This is a genomic window from uncultured Streptococcus sp. (genome assembly GCF_963516515.1).
Classification (GTDB): domain Bacteria; phylum Bacillota; class Bacilli; order Lactobacillales; family Streptococcaceae; genus Streptococcus.
Map to the genome: position 1 here is coordinate 1 of NZ_CAUQCJ010000039.1, position 15,463 is coordinate 15,463.

Annotated in this window: 15 protein-coding genes, 1 pseudogene and 1 riboswitch; of the genes and pseudogenes, 15 read left to right on the forward strand and 1 reads right to left on the reverse strand. The window is 40.2% G+C overall.

Features of this window, described 5'->3' with window-relative positions; all coding sequences use genetic code 11:
• The 13 genes and pseudogenes from RYL77_RS07570 to pheT form a co-directional block, all read left to right on the forward strand.
• Window positions 1-1,545: ABC transporter ATP-binding protein (locus RYL77_RS07570; protein WP_315010838.1), on the forward strand; the 1,545-nt coding region annotated here is incomplete at its 5' end.
• Window positions 1,530-2,360 carry an energy-coupling factor transporter transmembrane component T gene (locus RYL77_RS07575; protein ID WP_315010839.1) on the forward strand — a complete coding sequence of 277 codons (831 nt, stop codon included), beginning with the start codon at window positions 1,530-1,532 and terminating at the stop codon, window positions 2,358-2,360. The genes RYL77_RS07570 and RYL77_RS07575, both read left to right, overlap by 16 nt.
• Window positions 2,361-2,675: 315 nt before the next feature.
• A complete protein-coding gene (locus RYL77_RS07580; RefSeq protein WP_315010848.1) occupies window positions 2,676-3,188 on the forward strand; it encodes a GNAT family N-acetyltransferase in 513 nt (170 codons plus the stop codon).
• Window positions 3,189-3,471: 283 nt separating this feature from the next.
• A complete protein-coding gene (locus RYL77_RS07585) occupies window positions 3,472-3,975 on the forward strand; it encodes a tRNA (cytidine(34)-2'-O)-methyltransferase (protein ID WP_315010840.1) in 504 nt (167 codons plus the stop codon).
• Window positions 3,976-4,034: 59 nt separating this feature from the next.
• A riboswitch (FMN riboswitch) is annotated at window positions 4,035-4,269 on the forward strand.
• A gap of 159 nt (window positions 4,270-4,428) precedes the next feature.
• Window positions 4,429-4,992, forward strand: coding sequence for an ECF transporter S component (locus tag RYL77_RS07590; RefSeq protein ID WP_049539234.1), 564 nt, complete (start codon window positions 4,429-4,431; stop codon window positions 4,990-4,992).
• Window positions 4,982-5,632 carry a phosphatase PAP2 family protein gene (locus tag RYL77_RS07595; protein ID WP_315010841.1) on the forward strand — a complete coding sequence of 217 codons (651 nt, stop codon included), beginning with the start codon at window positions 4,982-4,984 and terminating at the stop codon, window positions 5,630-5,632. Before RYL77_RS07590 ends, RYL77_RS07595 begins: the two co-directional genes overlap by 11 nt.
• A gap of 111 nt (window positions 5,633-5,743) precedes the next feature.
• Window positions 5,744-6,616: a helix-turn-helix domain-containing protein gene (locus RYL77_RS07600; RefSeq protein ID WP_102210602.1), complete on the forward strand. Its 873-nt coding sequence runs from the start codon at window positions 5,744-5,746 to the stop codon at window positions 6,614-6,616.
• 199 nt (window positions 6,617-6,815) lie between these two features.
• Window positions 6,816-8,036, forward strand: a complete 1,221-nt coding sequence (locus RYL77_RS07605) for an MFS transporter (RefSeq protein WP_315010842.1) — start codon at window positions 6,816-6,818, stop codon at window positions 8,034-8,036.
• Between the two features lie 26 nt (window positions 8,037-8,062).
• A pseudogene (locus RYL77_RS07610) lies at window positions 8,063-8,191 on the forward strand (phosphatase PAP2 family protein); the annotation flags it as partial.
• A gap of 27 nt (window positions 8,192-8,218) precedes the next feature.
• Window positions 8,219-8,626 (forward strand): chromosome partitioning protein ParB, encoded by a 408-nt coding sequence (locus tag RYL77_RS07615; protein ID WP_315010843.1) that lies wholly within the window; start codon window positions 8,219-8,221, stop codon window positions 8,624-8,626.
• Between the two features lie 4 nt (window positions 8,627-8,630).
• Window positions 8,631-9,080 (forward strand): GNAT family N-acetyltransferase, encoded by a 450-nt coding sequence (locus RYL77_RS07620; RefSeq protein ID WP_315010849.1) that lies wholly within the window; start codon window positions 8,631-8,633, stop codon window positions 9,078-9,080.
• 270 nt (window positions 9,081-9,350) lie between these two features.
• The gene (gene pheS, locus RYL77_RS07625) at window positions 9,351-10,397 is read left to right on the forward strand and encodes a phenylalanine--tRNA ligase subunit alpha (protein WP_000103743.1); all 1,047 of its coding nucleotides are present in this window, start codon (window positions 9,351-9,353) and stop codon (window positions 10,395-10,397) included.
• A gap of 119 nt (window positions 10,398-10,516) precedes the next feature.
• Entirely contained in the window at window positions 10,517-12,922 is a 2,406-nt protein-coding gene (gene pheT, locus RYL77_RS07630; protein WP_315010844.1) for a phenylalanine--tRNA ligase subunit beta, read from the forward strand.
• Here the strand turns inward: pheT and RYL77_RS07635 are convergent.
• Window positions 12,919-13,044 (reverse strand): hypothetical protein, encoded by a 126-nt coding sequence (locus RYL77_RS07635; RefSeq protein ID WP_315010845.1) that lies wholly within the window; start codon window positions 13,042-13,044, stop codon window positions 12,919-12,921. The genes pheT and RYL77_RS07635 overlap by 4 nt on opposite strands.
• A 116-nt stretch (window positions 13,045-13,160) precedes the next feature.
• Here RYL77_RS07635 and RYL77_RS07640 point away from each other — a divergent pair, with 116 nt between their 5' ends.
• Both RYL77_RS07640 and RYL77_RS07645 read left to right on the forward strand, forming a co-directional pair.
• Window positions 13,161-14,054 (forward strand): ABC transporter ATP-binding protein, encoded by an 894-nt coding sequence (locus RYL77_RS07640; RefSeq protein WP_315010846.1) that lies wholly within the window; start codon window positions 13,161-13,163, stop codon window positions 14,052-14,054.
• The gene (locus tag RYL77_RS07645) at window positions 14,051-15,250 is read left to right on the forward strand and encodes an ABC transporter permease (protein WP_315010847.1); all 1,200 of its coding nucleotides are present in this window, start codon (window positions 14,051-14,053) and stop codon (window positions 15,248-15,250) included. Before RYL77_RS07640 ends, RYL77_RS07645 begins: the two co-directional genes overlap by 4 nt.
• Window positions 15,251-15,463 lie beyond the last annotated feature (213 nt).

Genomic DNA, 15,463 nt, shown 5'->3' on the forward strand with positions numbered 1-15,463 from the left:
TCTACCTTGGGTCAGTGTTTGAATGGGATTATTCCCAATATTTACAAGGGGCAGACATCTGGAGAATTTTTGATCAAGGGGCAAGCAGCCTTTGATATGAGCATTTATGATAAATCTCATCTGGTCAGTACAGTTTTGCAGGATACAGATGGGCAGTTTATCGGCTTGTCCGTGGCAGAGGATTTGGCTTTTGCTCTGGAAAATGATGTGACAGCTCTAGAAGAGATGAAAGGTCGTGTTCATAAATGGGCTGAAAAGCTAGACCTTCTTTCTTTACTGAATCAGCGCCCTCAGGATTTGTCAGGTGGACAAAAGCAGCGAGTTAGTCTAGCTGGTGTTTTGATTGATGAGAGTCCGATTCTCTTGTTTGATGAGCCACTCGCCAATCTGGATCCCAAGTCAGGTCAGGACATTATCGAATTGATTGACCAGATTCATAAGGAAGAGGGGACGACGACCCTTATTATTGAGCACCGTTTGGAGGATGTTCTGCATCGGCCTGTGGATCGGCTTGTCTTGATAAACGATGGTCGTATCCTCTTTAATGGGAGTTCTGACCAGCTACTAGCTACTGATTTATTGACACAAAATGGAATTCGAGAACCTCTTTATCTCACCACTCTCCGTCAATTGGGTGTGGATTTAGCTAAGGAAGAACAATTAGCAAATTTGGACAACTTGTCTATCTCGAAAGGTCAGGTTCAGTTGCGAACGGAACTGGTAAAAGAAACCCCAGAATTGCAGTCACTCTTTAAATTAGAGGATCTGTCTTTTTCTTATGATGATAGACCGATTTTAAAATCCCTACATTTGGATATTAAAAAGGGTGAAAAAATTGCCATTGTCGGAAAAAATGGGGCTGGGAAATCAACCCTTGCCAAGGCCTTAAGCAGCTTTATCCAGACGGAAGGTCGCTATCTCTGGGAAGGACAGGATATCAAAGGAGATTCTGTTGCAGAGCGGGCGGAACGAGTAGGCTATGTGCTGCAAAATCCTAATCAAATGATTTCAACCAACATGATTTTTGATGAGGTGGCTCTGGGACTTCGTTTGCGAGGTGTGGACGAGCAGGAAATTGAAACGAGAGTCTATGAAACTTTGAAAATCTGTGGTCTATATGAATTCCGTAATTGGCCTATTTCTGCCCTGTCATTTGGCCAGAAAAAACGTGTGACTATTGCATCGATTTTGGTCTTAGGGGCTGAAATTATTCTCCTAGATGAACCGACAGCTGGTCAAGACCAGAAGAATTATACTGAGATTATGGAATTTCTCGAAGAACTGCACCAAAAAGGTCATACAATTGTCATGATTACCCATGATATGCAATTGATGCTGGATTATTCTGATCGTACTCTTGTCATGGTGGATGGGGAACTGATTGCCGATACCGATCCAGCTAGTCTTTTGAGCAATCCTGAGCTGTTAATAAAAGCCAATCTAAAAGAAACTTCAATCTTCAACTTGGCTAAAAAATTCGACGTGGATCCACTTGCTTTAACGGCATTTTACAAAGAAAGGAGAGAAGGATGCAAGCTAAATTAATCGGTTACCAGCATAGAGATACTGTGATTCATCGCTTGTCAGGAGCTGGGAAACTCCTCTTTTTCATTCTCGTGTCATTGGCTGCCATGATTAGCTATGATACCAGACTGCTTGTTCTGATTGCCATCTTTTCGGTCTTTCTCCTCTATTTGTCAGAAATCCGCTTTAAAGATGTTTCCTTTGTGGCCGCTTTTGCGACGGTATTTGCGATTTTAAACGTCTTGATGGTCTATCTCTTTTCTCCCGAGTATGGGGTTGGACTTTACGGAGAGAGAAGTGTGATTTGGCAGGGAATCGGTGCCTACACTCTGACCAGTCAGGAGCTCTTTTATCTGCTAAATTTGGCTATTAAGTACCTTTGCACCATTCCTTTAGCTATTATTTTTTTGATGACAACCCACCCTAGTCAGTTTGCTTCCAGTTTAAATCAAATTGGTGTGCCTTACAAGATTGCCTATTCTGTCAGCCTGACCTTGCGCTATATTCCAGATTTGCAGGAAGAATTCTTTACCATCAAGATGTCTCAGGAAGCGCGTGGGATGGAATTATCCAAGAAAGCTTCTCTTATGCAACGAATCAAAGGCAATCTGCTCATTATTACGCCCTTGATTTTTAGCTCGCTAGAACGCATTGATACCATCGCGACCGCCATGGAGCTTCGCCGCTTTGGAAAAGAGAAAAAACGGACTTGGTATAGTTATCAGGCCTTGAAAAAAGGAGATTATCTTACCTTGCTCTTGGCAGCCTTGTTTTTAGTAGCTAGTTTACTACTTATCTTGCAGAATCAGGGACGATTTTACAACCCTTGGAAATAGTATTGTCAAAGTTTTCATTAGAGAAGTAAAGAGAAATTATTCTATAACTTTTTATTGATAGATTGTATGAGAAATAAAGTTAATAATTGTATACTTGAAACTTTTTGACAAATCATGAGTTAGTTTGTATATTTTATAGTAGAATTTACACTACAAAATCAAAGTTATTCAAATATAATCATTTTCAACTAAGTTCAGTGTCATAATGTAGAGACGATATAAAATAGTAAAAGTACTTAATTTAAATCGTGTTAATTTCACTTTGTGTAAACATGAGAAAATTTGAATGTAGATAATGATGGGAGAGGATTTGTAATGATCAGTTTAGAGCTGTTGTCTGAAGCAAGTAGTCTAGACGTCTATTTTTTTGAAAAAGAGAATCGAGAGTATTTTGAGCGGAATTTACCTCCTAGACCCGCTAACTATTTTGATTTAGAAGGTTTTAAAGAAATTACGAGGGAATTGTTAAGGGAACAAGAGAATCATGATGTCTACATGCATATTATAAGAGATTCGCAAGGCGTTATGGTCGGAAGAATTAATTTAAGTGTTTTAGAGAATAATCGAAAAACAGCAGAGCTTGGGTATAGGATTGGGGAAACTGTTAGCAATTTAGGTTATGCCAGCGAAGCGGTTAAACTCGTTTTAGAAAAAGCCTTCACGACTTATGGTTTCAATAGAATCATTGCAGGAACGGCAACAGGTAATCTAGCCTCTCAGAGGGTGCTTTTAAAAAATGGCTTCACCTTTAGTAGGGTTATAGAAAATGACTTACAAATTCATAATGAGTGGGTTCATACAGCAGTATTTGAGATAACGAAGTCATAATATCATCATTCCCAGTCCACAGATAGGTATAAAAGAGTAAGCAATTTTTGCAGATATTTAAGAATTTTCTCCTAGAAACCCTTGGAAGTAGCTTGAAAAAATTGAAAAAATCAAGTCGTTTCTATTGACAATGATTCTGAAAGTGTTATACTAAGAAAGTAGTTTCGCTGATTTACTTCAAACCTGTTGTGAGGTAAGTTAACGATGCCTTAACCACGCTGTTTGCTGAGCTTGACTCCGGGCAGTGTGGCTATTTTTTTGCAATGGTGAAAGGAAGCAAGTCATGACAAATCACATTGTATTATTTGAACCTCAAATTCCACAAAATACAGGCAATATCGCGCGTACTTGCGCTGCGACCAATTCTCCCCTCCACATCATCAAGCCTATGGGATTTCCTATTGATGATCGCAAGATGAAGCGGGCTGGATTGGATTATTGGGATAAGCTAGAGATTTATTTTTACGACAGTTTAGAAGATTTTATGTCCCAGATGAAGGGTAAACTCTATCTGATTTCAAAATTCGCAGAAAAAATCTATTCTGAGGTGGATTTATCGACTGACGAGGACCATTATTTTCTCTTTGGACGTGAAGACAAGGGCTTGCCTGAGGACTTTATGCGAGAACATCCTGAGAAAGCTCTCCGTATTCCTATGAATGATGAACACGTCCGCAGTCTCAATGTGTCTAATACCGTCTGCATGATTGTCTACGAAGCCCTCCGCCAGCAGAACTTTGCAGGTCTTGAGCTCGTTCATACCTATGAAGTGGATAAATTGAAATAAAAAATGAAAATGAAAATGAACAAAATGCTTGCGCTTGCAAGCGTTTTTTGTTATGATAAAAGAGTCTTCAGGGCAGGGTGTGATTCCCGACCGGCGGTGACTTTAACTAGGAAATGATCTTTTCCTTTTATACTTTGTTGACAAGCTTTGCCTAACCAGAAGTTATGCCTACAGCTTGTCGCCTAGTCTAAAAGAAAAATCTCTATTTCCTTCTCTTTAAAGAAGTCCGCGAGCGCAAGCTGATGTGGTGAGATTCCACAACCGACAGTATAGTCTGGATGGGAGAAGACGAAAGAATAGTTTTGTCTGTTCTGATAGATTTATAGCTAGACTGTAACCGCTTGCTTTGTTTTAATAGGGTGAGAGGAAAGATTTGGGATATAAAAAGTGAGAATAGATAGAGGAATCCTTTCTAACTTCTTCTGATTTTATAGAAAATTGGAGGAACCTGTTATGACAAACACACGTCGACTTTCGACCATTGCGATTCTATCAGCCATCTCATTTGTGCTGATGTACTTTGACTTTCCGCTTTTGCCAGCGGCGTCCTTCCTAAAGATCGAATTTAGTATCTTGCCAGTCCTTGTGGGCTTGGTGGTCATGGATTTGCCTGCTGCTCTAGGAGTTCTCTTGCTTCGCTCACTCTTGAAGTTGCTTCTTAACAGCCAGGGAGTGAATACTTACATTGGTTTGCCAATGAATATCGTAGCTTTGGGAGTTTTTGTCATCGTATTTGCTTTGATTTGGAAAAAGGAACGGACACCCCTTCGTTTCCTACTAGGATCTCTAGCTGGAACTATTGGCTTGACCGTGGCTATGTTGGTTCTCAACTATGTTTACGCTGTTCCTTTGTACGCTAAGTTTGCTAACTTTGATATTGGAAAAATTTTGGGACTTTCCAACTACCTAATGACCATGGTATTACCTTTTAATTTGATTGAGGGTGTTATCTTTGCCGTTTCATTCTGGTTGTTGTATGTTCTCTTGAAACCAACCTTAAAACATTATGAGAGATAAACAAACATTTTTAATGAAGGGCAGTTTTGCCCTTTTACTTTTCGTTATTCTTGGCTATATGGTCAAATTTTACCCTGAAACGCTGGTCGGTTTTGACCAACCGATTCAGACTGCCGTTCGAGGAGACTTGCCAGATTATTTGACTATTCTTTTCAGGGCCATCACACGCTTGATTGATATCCCAGTGATTATCACTTGGGTCGTCATTACAGCTTTTATCTTTTATCGTAAGCGATGGAAGATAGAAAGCCTACTTATGCTGGGGAATTTGGCTTTGGCAGGTCTTTTAATCGTGACCTTTAAAAACATCTACCAGCGCCCACGACCAGCTATCTTACATCTGGTGGAGGAGAAGGGATTTTCCTTCCCAAGTGGCCATTCTCTGGCTGTAACCTTGATGGTCGGTTCTCTGATTGTCATTCTCAGTCAACGGATGAAAAATCCAGTCTGGAGAAAAATCGTGCAAATCGTCCTTGGGTTCTACCTAGTCAGTGTGCTGGTATCAAGAATCTATCTGGGAGTTCACTATCCATCAGACGTCCTTGCCAGTCTCTGTGTGGGCTTGGGAGTCCTGTTTATCGAGTTTCCTTTCTATGACAAGCTTCGTTTCCAATGGCGATTTAAAGGCAAGCAGAAGTGATGGAAAAGATAAAAAATTGTACAAATACAAATAGAAGCATATGAAATATATACTTTAAACATGTTTTGGGATTTGATATATTTTAATAAATAAAGCAAGGAGGAAGAAAGTGTGGGTATGTTATTAGCGACACGCTTAAAAAATAAAAGAAAGGAATTAAAATTATCTCAAAAAGAATTAGCTGAGGGGATTTGTGAGCAAGGGCAGATTAGCCGTATGGAGCAAGGTAAATACTCACCTGGGTCAGAATTACTCTTTCAACTATCTAAGCGATTGAAGGTGAGCATGGATTATTTCTTTGAAGATACTGAGGTTTCTAGTTTAGAAAATATTGATAAGTTTAAAGAACTATCTAAGAAATTTTTGGATGAGAGGGAATATGAATCTCTCCATTATATCTATGAACTGGAAAAATCTAAACGTGCTCGTCTGTCTGCTAAAGACCAGATTTATTTGGACTGGATTGATACATTAGTTCAATTCCGTTATCTAAATCATCAAACAGAGGCAGTTGCGAAACTGGAAAAAATATTGTTATCTCTGAAAAAATCTGATTTTTACTATCTACAACTGGGAAATACCTTGGCTAATTTTTATTTTGATATGGGGCAGGAAGACACATATCAGGAACTCTATCAACTTTTAAAAGAGAACCTCCAGTCACTATCTGTTCATCATTTGGAACAGTTAGAATTGATGATTAAATTCCGATATAACTATTGTAGATATTTGTGGTTGAATGAACGAACATCTGAAGCTATAGAAGAAATTACAGAAACAATAGCTATTTGTAAAAGGTATAATAGTAGTTATCGATTAGCAGATTTGTATTGTTTATTGGGAAATATAAGCGTTGGATTTGCTGAAAGGGATAGGATACTAGGTTTTTATCAAGTATCTTATCAGCTTTACAAGCACGAAGAGAAGCAGAGAATGATGCTAGAAATTGAGAAGGAAATGAAATTATTGGAAAGTGAAGATTAAGAAAAAGATTTGTATTTTTAGATAACTTAAATTCATATTTCAAAAAAAATAAGAAAACACCATAAAAATTATTGACAAAGTAAAATTGATGTGTTAGAATATCATCATTAGTTTTTGATTTTGGTATTGGAACTTTGGGGATATATTGGGCGTTGTTAGGATTTCAATTTCCTTTTGAGCTGAAGAAGGAGGCAATCCAATGAATACTTTTCTGACCAATAAAAATTATCGGATGTTGCTGATTAATCAATGGGTTTCGTCATTTGGTGACACGTTGTTTTATATTTCCTTTATTTCTTATGTATCGGGATATAAATTTGCTTCATTAGCTGTTCTTTGTATAACAGTTTCGGAGACTTTGCCGCAGATTTCTCAGTTGTTCACAGGCGTTATTGCCGATTTTCAAAAAAATCGTGTTGCAAAATATATTGCTATATTGGCAAGTAAGTTTCTGCTTTATACTCTATTGACACTGTTTGTAACGGATAAGAACTTTTCTATGGGGATGGTTTTTCTTATTTGTGGCATCAATCTTTTATCAGATACCATGAGTTATTTTGCAGGTGCTATGATTTCTCCTTTGTATGTGAGGATTATAGGAGATGATATGACAGATGCTATGGGGTTTAGACAGGCAACTGCTGGTGTAGTTAATATTCTTAGCAACCTTACAGGTGGAGTTTTGATTGGGGTCATCAGTCTTCAGATGTTTGTGGGATTGAATGCTTTGACCTTTCTTTTTGCACTGTTGGGTGTGGTGTTTATTCGTACTTCTTTGAGAGATATTGAGGGACAGATGGAGGTTAGTAAAAGATTAACCGCAAAATCTTTTGGAGAGCATTTCCTCTATTCTATGAAGATATTGGCAAGTTTTCCAGCCATCATCAAATTAATATTCATTGCAGCTATGAACCAAGTGATTTTAAGCATTATTACCCCTTTAACGACTTTGATGTTAATCCATCATCCATTTATCTTCTTTGACACTGGGAAATCCATTGCAGCATTGTCAGTGGTTATTTTTTCAGGAACGATTGTGGGAAGTTTTTTGAGTGGAGGTATCCTAAAAAATATTCCCATAAAAATGATTGTCTACTTTGAAGAAATTATGCATCTCTGTATTCTCTTTTCTTGGTTGACCAATCATTTCCTTCTTTTATTGGTGGTTGTCTTCTTATGCGCGGTTGCAGTAGGAATGATGGGGCCTCGGATTTTCAACCTTGTATTCTCGATGGTTCCAGAAGAAGTCATGGGAACCATCCAGTCAGTGCTTGGAGTATTCAATGTTGTTGTACCAGGAATTCTTAGCATGCTCATCGTTGCCTTAGCGAGTGCTACAAACCTAAAAATCACAGTGCTTCCACTTTTTATTTTTGTATTGACTGCCTTAGCAATTGTGAAAGCAATGAAAATAGAGTAATAGTAGTATGAACTACTGTCTCTTTTTGGGTGGGAGTTCATTACCCATCTGATGTTCTCGCCAGTTTCTGTGTGGGGTTGGGAGTCTTGTTTATCGAGTTTCCCTTCTATAATAAGCTCCGCTTCCAATGGCGATTTAAAGGCAAACAGAAGTGAGCATCAAATTCCCTTGAGGAGAAAGAAATGAAAGTCAATATAAAAGCTCTTCATCCAACTCAACTATACTTATCAGAAACGAAACTAGAAGGCATTCAGACACTTTATCAGTCGGCAGAAAATCCAATCAGTATTCTTGCCTTTGGAGATTACTTGTTGATTACAGATGGGCATCACAGGACTTATCAGACTTTATTGGCAGGTCAAGATACGATTTCTGCTGAGTTTGATAGAGACGGCGGTAATGAACTATATCATCTCTATGCGCAAGCTTGTGAGGAAAGAAAGATTTACTCTGTTCTGGATTTAAAAAATCATATCTTACCTCAAGATGAGTATGAAGCAAAATGGTATAACTGGTGTGATGGTTTTAATCAAGCAGCAACTCTTTTGTTGAAAAGGAAAGCAGATGAAACAGACCCTACAAATAGATAATTCACTGCGTCTTGTTCCTTATTATAAGGTCAATCATTGTGAGGAAGCTTTTGCTTGGTATCAGGATGTGAACTTGGTTTACCTCGTAGATGGTGTGAAGAGACCTTACAGTCAAGAAACTTTGGAAGCTATGTATTCCTATTTGGATCAGCATGGTGAGCTTTTTTGGATTGAAGTCAAGGAGAAGGGTGAATGGTTTCCAATTGGGGATGTTACACTATCTCAGGATAATCTCCCCATTGTGATTGGAAATCCCGCTTACCAACATCGAGGACTTGGAAAAAAGATTCTAAGTACTTTGATTGAATTGGCTCGAGTAAAAGGATGGAAAGAATTGAAAGTCAAGGAAATCTACACCTACAATCATGCTTCTAGGAGGTGTTTCAAGTCGCTTGGATTTGTGGAAGATGGAGTAACAGAAAAAGGAACGAGTTTTATACTGAAATTAGTCTAATCTAACTTGTTTTTTAACTAAAAATCTGATAAACTAAGTAGTAATTGAATAGAAATCCGCAAGACTAGTAACTCAAGGGAAGTATATCAGGGAGGAGAGCCGTGACTGCAAGCTCTCTATATGAAAGCTGGGTGAATTCACTTGAGCATGGATTTAGAAATGAAGGTCTGACTTGTCAGATGAAAACGGATGGTACCGCGTGTCAACGCTCCGAGTGGAGTTTTTGGCATGTGGTTTTCTTTTTATCTACGAGAGACTGATGGAGGAATTATGTCAACTATTGAAGAACAATTAAAAGCGCTTCGTGAAGAAACGCTGGCTAGCTTGAAGCAGATTACTGCTGAAAATGAAAAAGAGATGCAAGATTTGCGTGTCTCTGTCCTTGGTAAAAAGGGTTCGCTCACTGAAATCCTCAAAGGGATGAAAGATGTCTCTGCTGAGATGCGTCCAATCATCGGGAAACACGTCAATGAAGCTCGTGATGTCTTGACAGCTGCTTTTGAAGAAACAGCTAAGCTTTTGGAAGAAAAGAAAGTCGCGGCTCAACTAGCTAGCGAGAGCATTGATGTGACGCTTCCAGGTCGCCCAGTTGCGACTGGTCATCGTCATGTCCTCACACAAACAAGTGAAGAAATCGAAGATATTTTCATTGGGATGGGTTACCAAGTAGTGGACGGTTTTGAAGTGGAGCAAGACTACTACAACTTTGAGCGTATGAACCTTCCAAAAGATCACCCAGCCCGCGATATGCAGGACACTTTCTATATCACAGAAGAAATCTTACTTCGTACTCACACGTCTCCAGTTCAAGCGCGTGCTATGGATGCCCATGATTTCTCTAAAGGTCCTTTGAAAATGATTTCACCAGGGCGTGTGTTCCGTCGTGACACAGACGATGCGACTCACAGTCACCAGTTCCACCAAATCGAAGGTTTGGTTGTTGGGAAAAATATTTCTATGGCTGACCTTCAAGGAACGCTTCAATTGATTGTCCAAAAAATGTTCGGTGAAGAGCGCCAAATTCGTTTGCGTCCATCTTATTTCCCATTCACAGAGCCATCTGTTGAGGTGGATGTTTCTTGCTTCAAGTGTGGTGGAGAAGGCTGTAACGTATGTAAGAAAACAGGTTGGATCGAAATTATGGGTGCCGGTATGGTTCACCCACGTGTCCTTGAAATGAGTGGTATCGATGCGACTGTTTACTCTGGATTTGCCTTTGGTCTTGGTCAAGAGCGTGTAGCTATGCTCCGTTATGGAATCAACGATATCCGTGGATTCTACCAAGGAGATGTCCGCTTCTCAGAACAGTTTAAATAAGGTTGAAATCTGAAATACAGTCCTAGTCAGGTATTCTTGAGAGAACTCGTTAGGACTGACTCGAAGAAAAAGAAAGGAATTGAAAAGGTCTTACTTGGTAGGATCTTACAATCAGAATTATGCTTGTATCTTATAAATGGTTAAAAGAATTGGTGGACATTGATGTTCCATCACAAGAGTTGGCTGAAAAAATGTCAACTACAGGGATCGAGGTAGAGGGTGTCGAATCACCAGCTGCTGGTCTCTCAAAAATTGTCGTCGGTGAGGTCTTGTCTTGCGAAGATGTGCCAGAAACTCACCTCCATGTTTGTCAGGTTAACGTTGGCGAAGAAGAAGCCCGTCAAATCGTTTGTGGTGCACCGAATGTGCGTGCTGGTATCAAGGTCATGGTGGCACTTCCAGGAGCTCGCATCGCTGACAACTACAAAATCAAAAAAGGAAAAATCCGTGGTTTTGAGTCACTTGGGATGATCTGTTCACTTGGTGAATTGGGAATTTCTGACTCAGTTGTACCTAAGGAATTCGCAGATGGCATCCAAATCTTGCCAGAAAATGCCGTTCCTGGGGATGAAGTCTTCTCATATCTAGACTTGGATGATGAAATCATCGAACTTTCCATCACACCTAACCGTGCAGATGCCCTTTCTATGCGTGGAGTGGCTCACGAAGTAGCAGCTATCTATGATAAGGCAGTCAACTTTAAAGAATTTACTCTATCAGAAACTGACCAAGCTGCAGCAGATGCTCTTTCTGTGGGCATTGAGACAGACAAGGCGCCTTACTATGCAGCTCGTATCTTGGACAATGTGACTATCGCACCAAGTCCACAATGGTTGCAAAACCTTCTCATGAACGAAGGAATCCGTCCAATCAATAACGTAGTGGACGTGACCAACTACATCCTTCTCTACTTTGGTCAACCAATGCATGCCTTTGACTTGGATACCTTTGAAGGGAGTGACATCCGTGTACGTGAAGCGCGTGCTGGTGAAAAATTGGTGACTTTAGATGGTGAAGAACGTGACTTGGACGTGAATGACGTAGTTATCACTGTCGCAGACAAGCCAGTAGCTCTTGCAGGTGTCATGGGTGGAGAGGCTACAGAAATTTCTGAAAAATCTAGTCGTGTTGTCCTTGAAGCTGCTGTCTTCAACGGAAAATCAATCCGTAAGACCAGCGGTCGCCTCAACCTTCGTTCTGAGTCGTCTTCTCGCTTTGAAAAAGGTATCAATGTGGCAACGGTTAACGAAGCCCTTGATGCAGCAGCTAGCATGATTGCAGAACTTGCAGGTGCGACGGTGCGTAAAGGTATCGTTTCAGCAGGTGAGCTTGATACTTCTGATGTGGAAGTTTCTTCTACCCTTGCAGACGTCAACCGTGTCCTTGGAACAGATCTTTCATACGCTGATGTCGAAGATGTCTTCCGTCGTCTTGGATTTGGCCTTTCTGGAAATGCAGAATCATTTACAGTCAGCGTACCACGTCGTCGTTGGGATATCACCATCGAAGCAGACCTCTTTGAAGAAATCGCTCGTATCTATGGATATGACCGCTTGCCAACTAGTCTTCCAAAAGACGATGGAACAGCTGGTGAATTGACTGCGACACAAAAACTTCGCCGTCAAGTTCGTACGATTGCTGAAGGGGCAGGTTTGACAGAAATCATTACCTACGCTCTAACAACTCCTGAAAAAGCAGTTGAGTTCACAGCTCAACCAAGTAACCTTACAGAACTCATGTGGCCAATGACCGTGGATCGTTCAGTTCTCCGTCAAAATATGATCTCAGGTATCCTTGATACCGTTGCCTACAACGTAGCTCGTAAGAATAAAAACTTGGCCCTTTACGAGATTGGAAAAGTCTTTGAACAAACAGGTAATCCAAAAGAAGAACTTCCAAATGAGATCAACAGCTTTGCCTTTGCCTTGACAGGCTTGGTGGCTGAAAAAGATTTCCAAACGGCAGCAGTTCCAGTTGATTTCTTCTATGCTAAGGGAATCCTTGAAGCCCTATTTACTCGCTTGGGACTAGAAGTGACCTATACAGCTACAGCTGAAATTGCAAGTCTCCACCCAGGTCGTACAGCTATGATTTCCCTCGGTGACCAAGTTCTTGGTTTCCTTGGACAAGTGCATCCAGTCACTGCTAAGGCTTACGATATTTCAGAAACGTATGTAGCTGAGCTTAATCTTTCAGCCATCGAAGCAGCGCTTCAACCAGCGGCTCCATTTGTGGAAATCACCAAATTCCCAGCAGTCAGCCGTGACGTTGCCCTTCTCCTCAAGGCAGAAGTAACTCACCAAGAAGTTGTAGATGCTATCCAAGCTGCAGGCGTGAAACGTTTGACAGATATCAAACTCTTTGACGTCTTCTCAGGTGAGAAATTGGGACTTGGTATGAAGTCAATGGCTTATAGCTTGACTTTCCAAAATCCAGAAGATAGCTTAACGGATGAAGAAGTCGCACGCTACATGGAAAAAATCCAAGCATCACTTGAAGAAAAAGTCAATGCAGAAGTGCGTTAAATCATCAATCCATCCTTCGGGGTGGATTTTTGCTTTTCAAATAACAATTCAGGATCAAAAATAGACAGTTGAGGAACAGAGAAGATAAATTGGAGTTTACCAGTGTATAATGGATTTATCACTAAAAACGCTCCAGGCCATATTTTACATAGCAATAGTCTTCTAAAAATGGACAGAAATCATTGTAAAGGCTATCAAAAAGGAGTATAATGAGTGCAAGACATTTCGGAGGTGAAAGATGCTAGAAGTAAGAAGTCTAGAGAAAAGTTTTGGACCCAAGCAAGTTTTGTTTGGTATTGACTTTCAAGCAAGACCAGGTCGTATTTTGGGACTAGTCGGAAAAAATGGTGCTGGGAAAACAACGATTTTCCACAGTATTTTGAAGTTTTTAGAATACCAAGGAGAGATTAATCTGGATGGGCAGGATATTCGTCAGGAGACCTATGCTCGGATTGGCTATCTGCCTGAAGAACGCAGTCTCATGCCTAAATTGACAGTCCTTGAACAAGTTCGTTACTTGGCGACTCTAAAAGGTATGGATGCCAAGGAGATCAAGGAAAAACTCCCTCAATGGATGAAGAGGTTGGAAGTGAAAGGAAAGCTGACAGATAAAATTAAGAGTCTGTCAAAAGGAAATCAGCAGAAGATTCAGCTTATTATTACTCTGATTCATGAGCCAGATTTGATTATCTTGGATGAGCCTTTCAGTGGTTTGGACCCAGTCAATACTGAATTGCTCAAACAAGTCATTTTTCAGGAAAAAGAGCGCGGAGCAGCCATTATTTTTTCTGACCATGTCATGACTAACGTCGAGGAGCTTTGTGATGATATTCTGATGATTCGAGATGGCCGTGTGGTCTTGCATGGACCAGTTCAGGATGTCCGCAATCAATACGGGAAAACGCGTCTCTTTGTTTCAAGTGAACGAAGCAAGGAAGAATTGGAAAATCTTCCTCATGTCAAACAGGTGAGTTTGACCAAACAAGGCAGTTGGAAATTAATCTTAGAGGATGAGAGCGCTGGAAGGGAACTCTTCCCAATCTTGACTCAGGGGCAATATATCGCAACCTTTGACCAGCAAGCGCCAACAATTGATGAAATCTTTAAACTAGAATCAGGGGTGGAAGTATGAGAAATATGTGGGTTGTAATCAAGGAAACCTATCTTCGACATGTCAAATCGTGGAGTTTCTTCTTTATGGTGATTTCACCGTTCCTCTTTTTAGGAATCTCTGGAGGAATTGCTTATCTCCAAGGTTCTTCAATGGCTAAAAATGATAAAGTGGCAGTAGTGACAACAGTGCCATCTGTAGCAGAAGGACTGAAGAATGTAAATGGTGTTAACTTTGACTACAAAGACGAAGCAAGTGCCAAAGAAGCGATTAAAGATGAAAAATTAAAAGGCTATCTGACTATTGACCAAGAGGATAGTGTCTTGAAGGCAGTTTATCATGGCGAAACGTCGCTTGAAAATGGAATTAAATTTGCAGTTACAGGTACACTCAATGAACTGCAAAATCAGCTTAATCGTTCAACTGCCTCCTTGTCTCAAGAGCAGGAAAAACGCTTAGCGCAGACAATTCAATTCACAGAAAAGATTGATGAAGCCAAGGAAAATAAAAAGTTTATTCAAACAATGGCAGCAGGCGCCTTAGGATTCTTTCTTTATATGATCCTGATTACCTATGCGGGTGTGACGGCTCAGGAAGTTGCCAGTGAAAAAGGCACCAAAATTATGGAAGTTGTCTTTTCTAGCATAAGGGCTAGTCACTATTTCTATGCGCGGATGATGGCTTTGTTTCTGGTAATTTTAACGCATATCGGGATTTATGTTGTAGGTGGTCTGGCAGCTATTCTGCTCTTTAAGGATTTGCCTTTCTTGGCTCAGTCTGGTATTTTGAATCACTTGGGAGATGCATTCTCACTGAATACATTGCTCTTTATTTTGGTCAGTCTCTTTATGTATGTGGTCTTGGCAGCCTTCTTAGGATCTATGGTTTCTCGTCCTGAGGACTCAGGAAAAGCCTTGTCGCCTTTGATGATTTTGATTATGGGTGGTTTTTTTGGAGTGACAGCTCTAGGTGCAGCTGGTGACAATCTCATCCTGAAGATTGGTTCTTATATTCCCTTTATTTCGACCTTCTTTATGCCATTTAGAACCATTAATGGCTATGCAGGGGGAGCAGAAGCGTGGATTTCACTTGCTATTACAGTGATTTTTGCGGTGGTAGCAACAGGATTTATCGGACGCATGTATGCTAGTCTCGTTCTGCAAACAGATGATTTAGGTCCTTGGAAAACCTTTAAACGTGCCTTATCTTATAAATAGAAGAGCCTCGCGAAAGCGAGGTTTTTTAGAGATAAAAAGAGTGGAATTGGTAAATTCCCAAACTAACTTCCACCACTAATCCAAGTGGAAGTTAATCTGATAAAAATTCTAAAAACCAGTGGAAATCCGTGTCAGGGTAAATTCCACTGGTTTTAATCATGCTTGATTTTATTGCTTTTGTAGCCAAAATGAATCGAAAAAAAGAGCGCACAA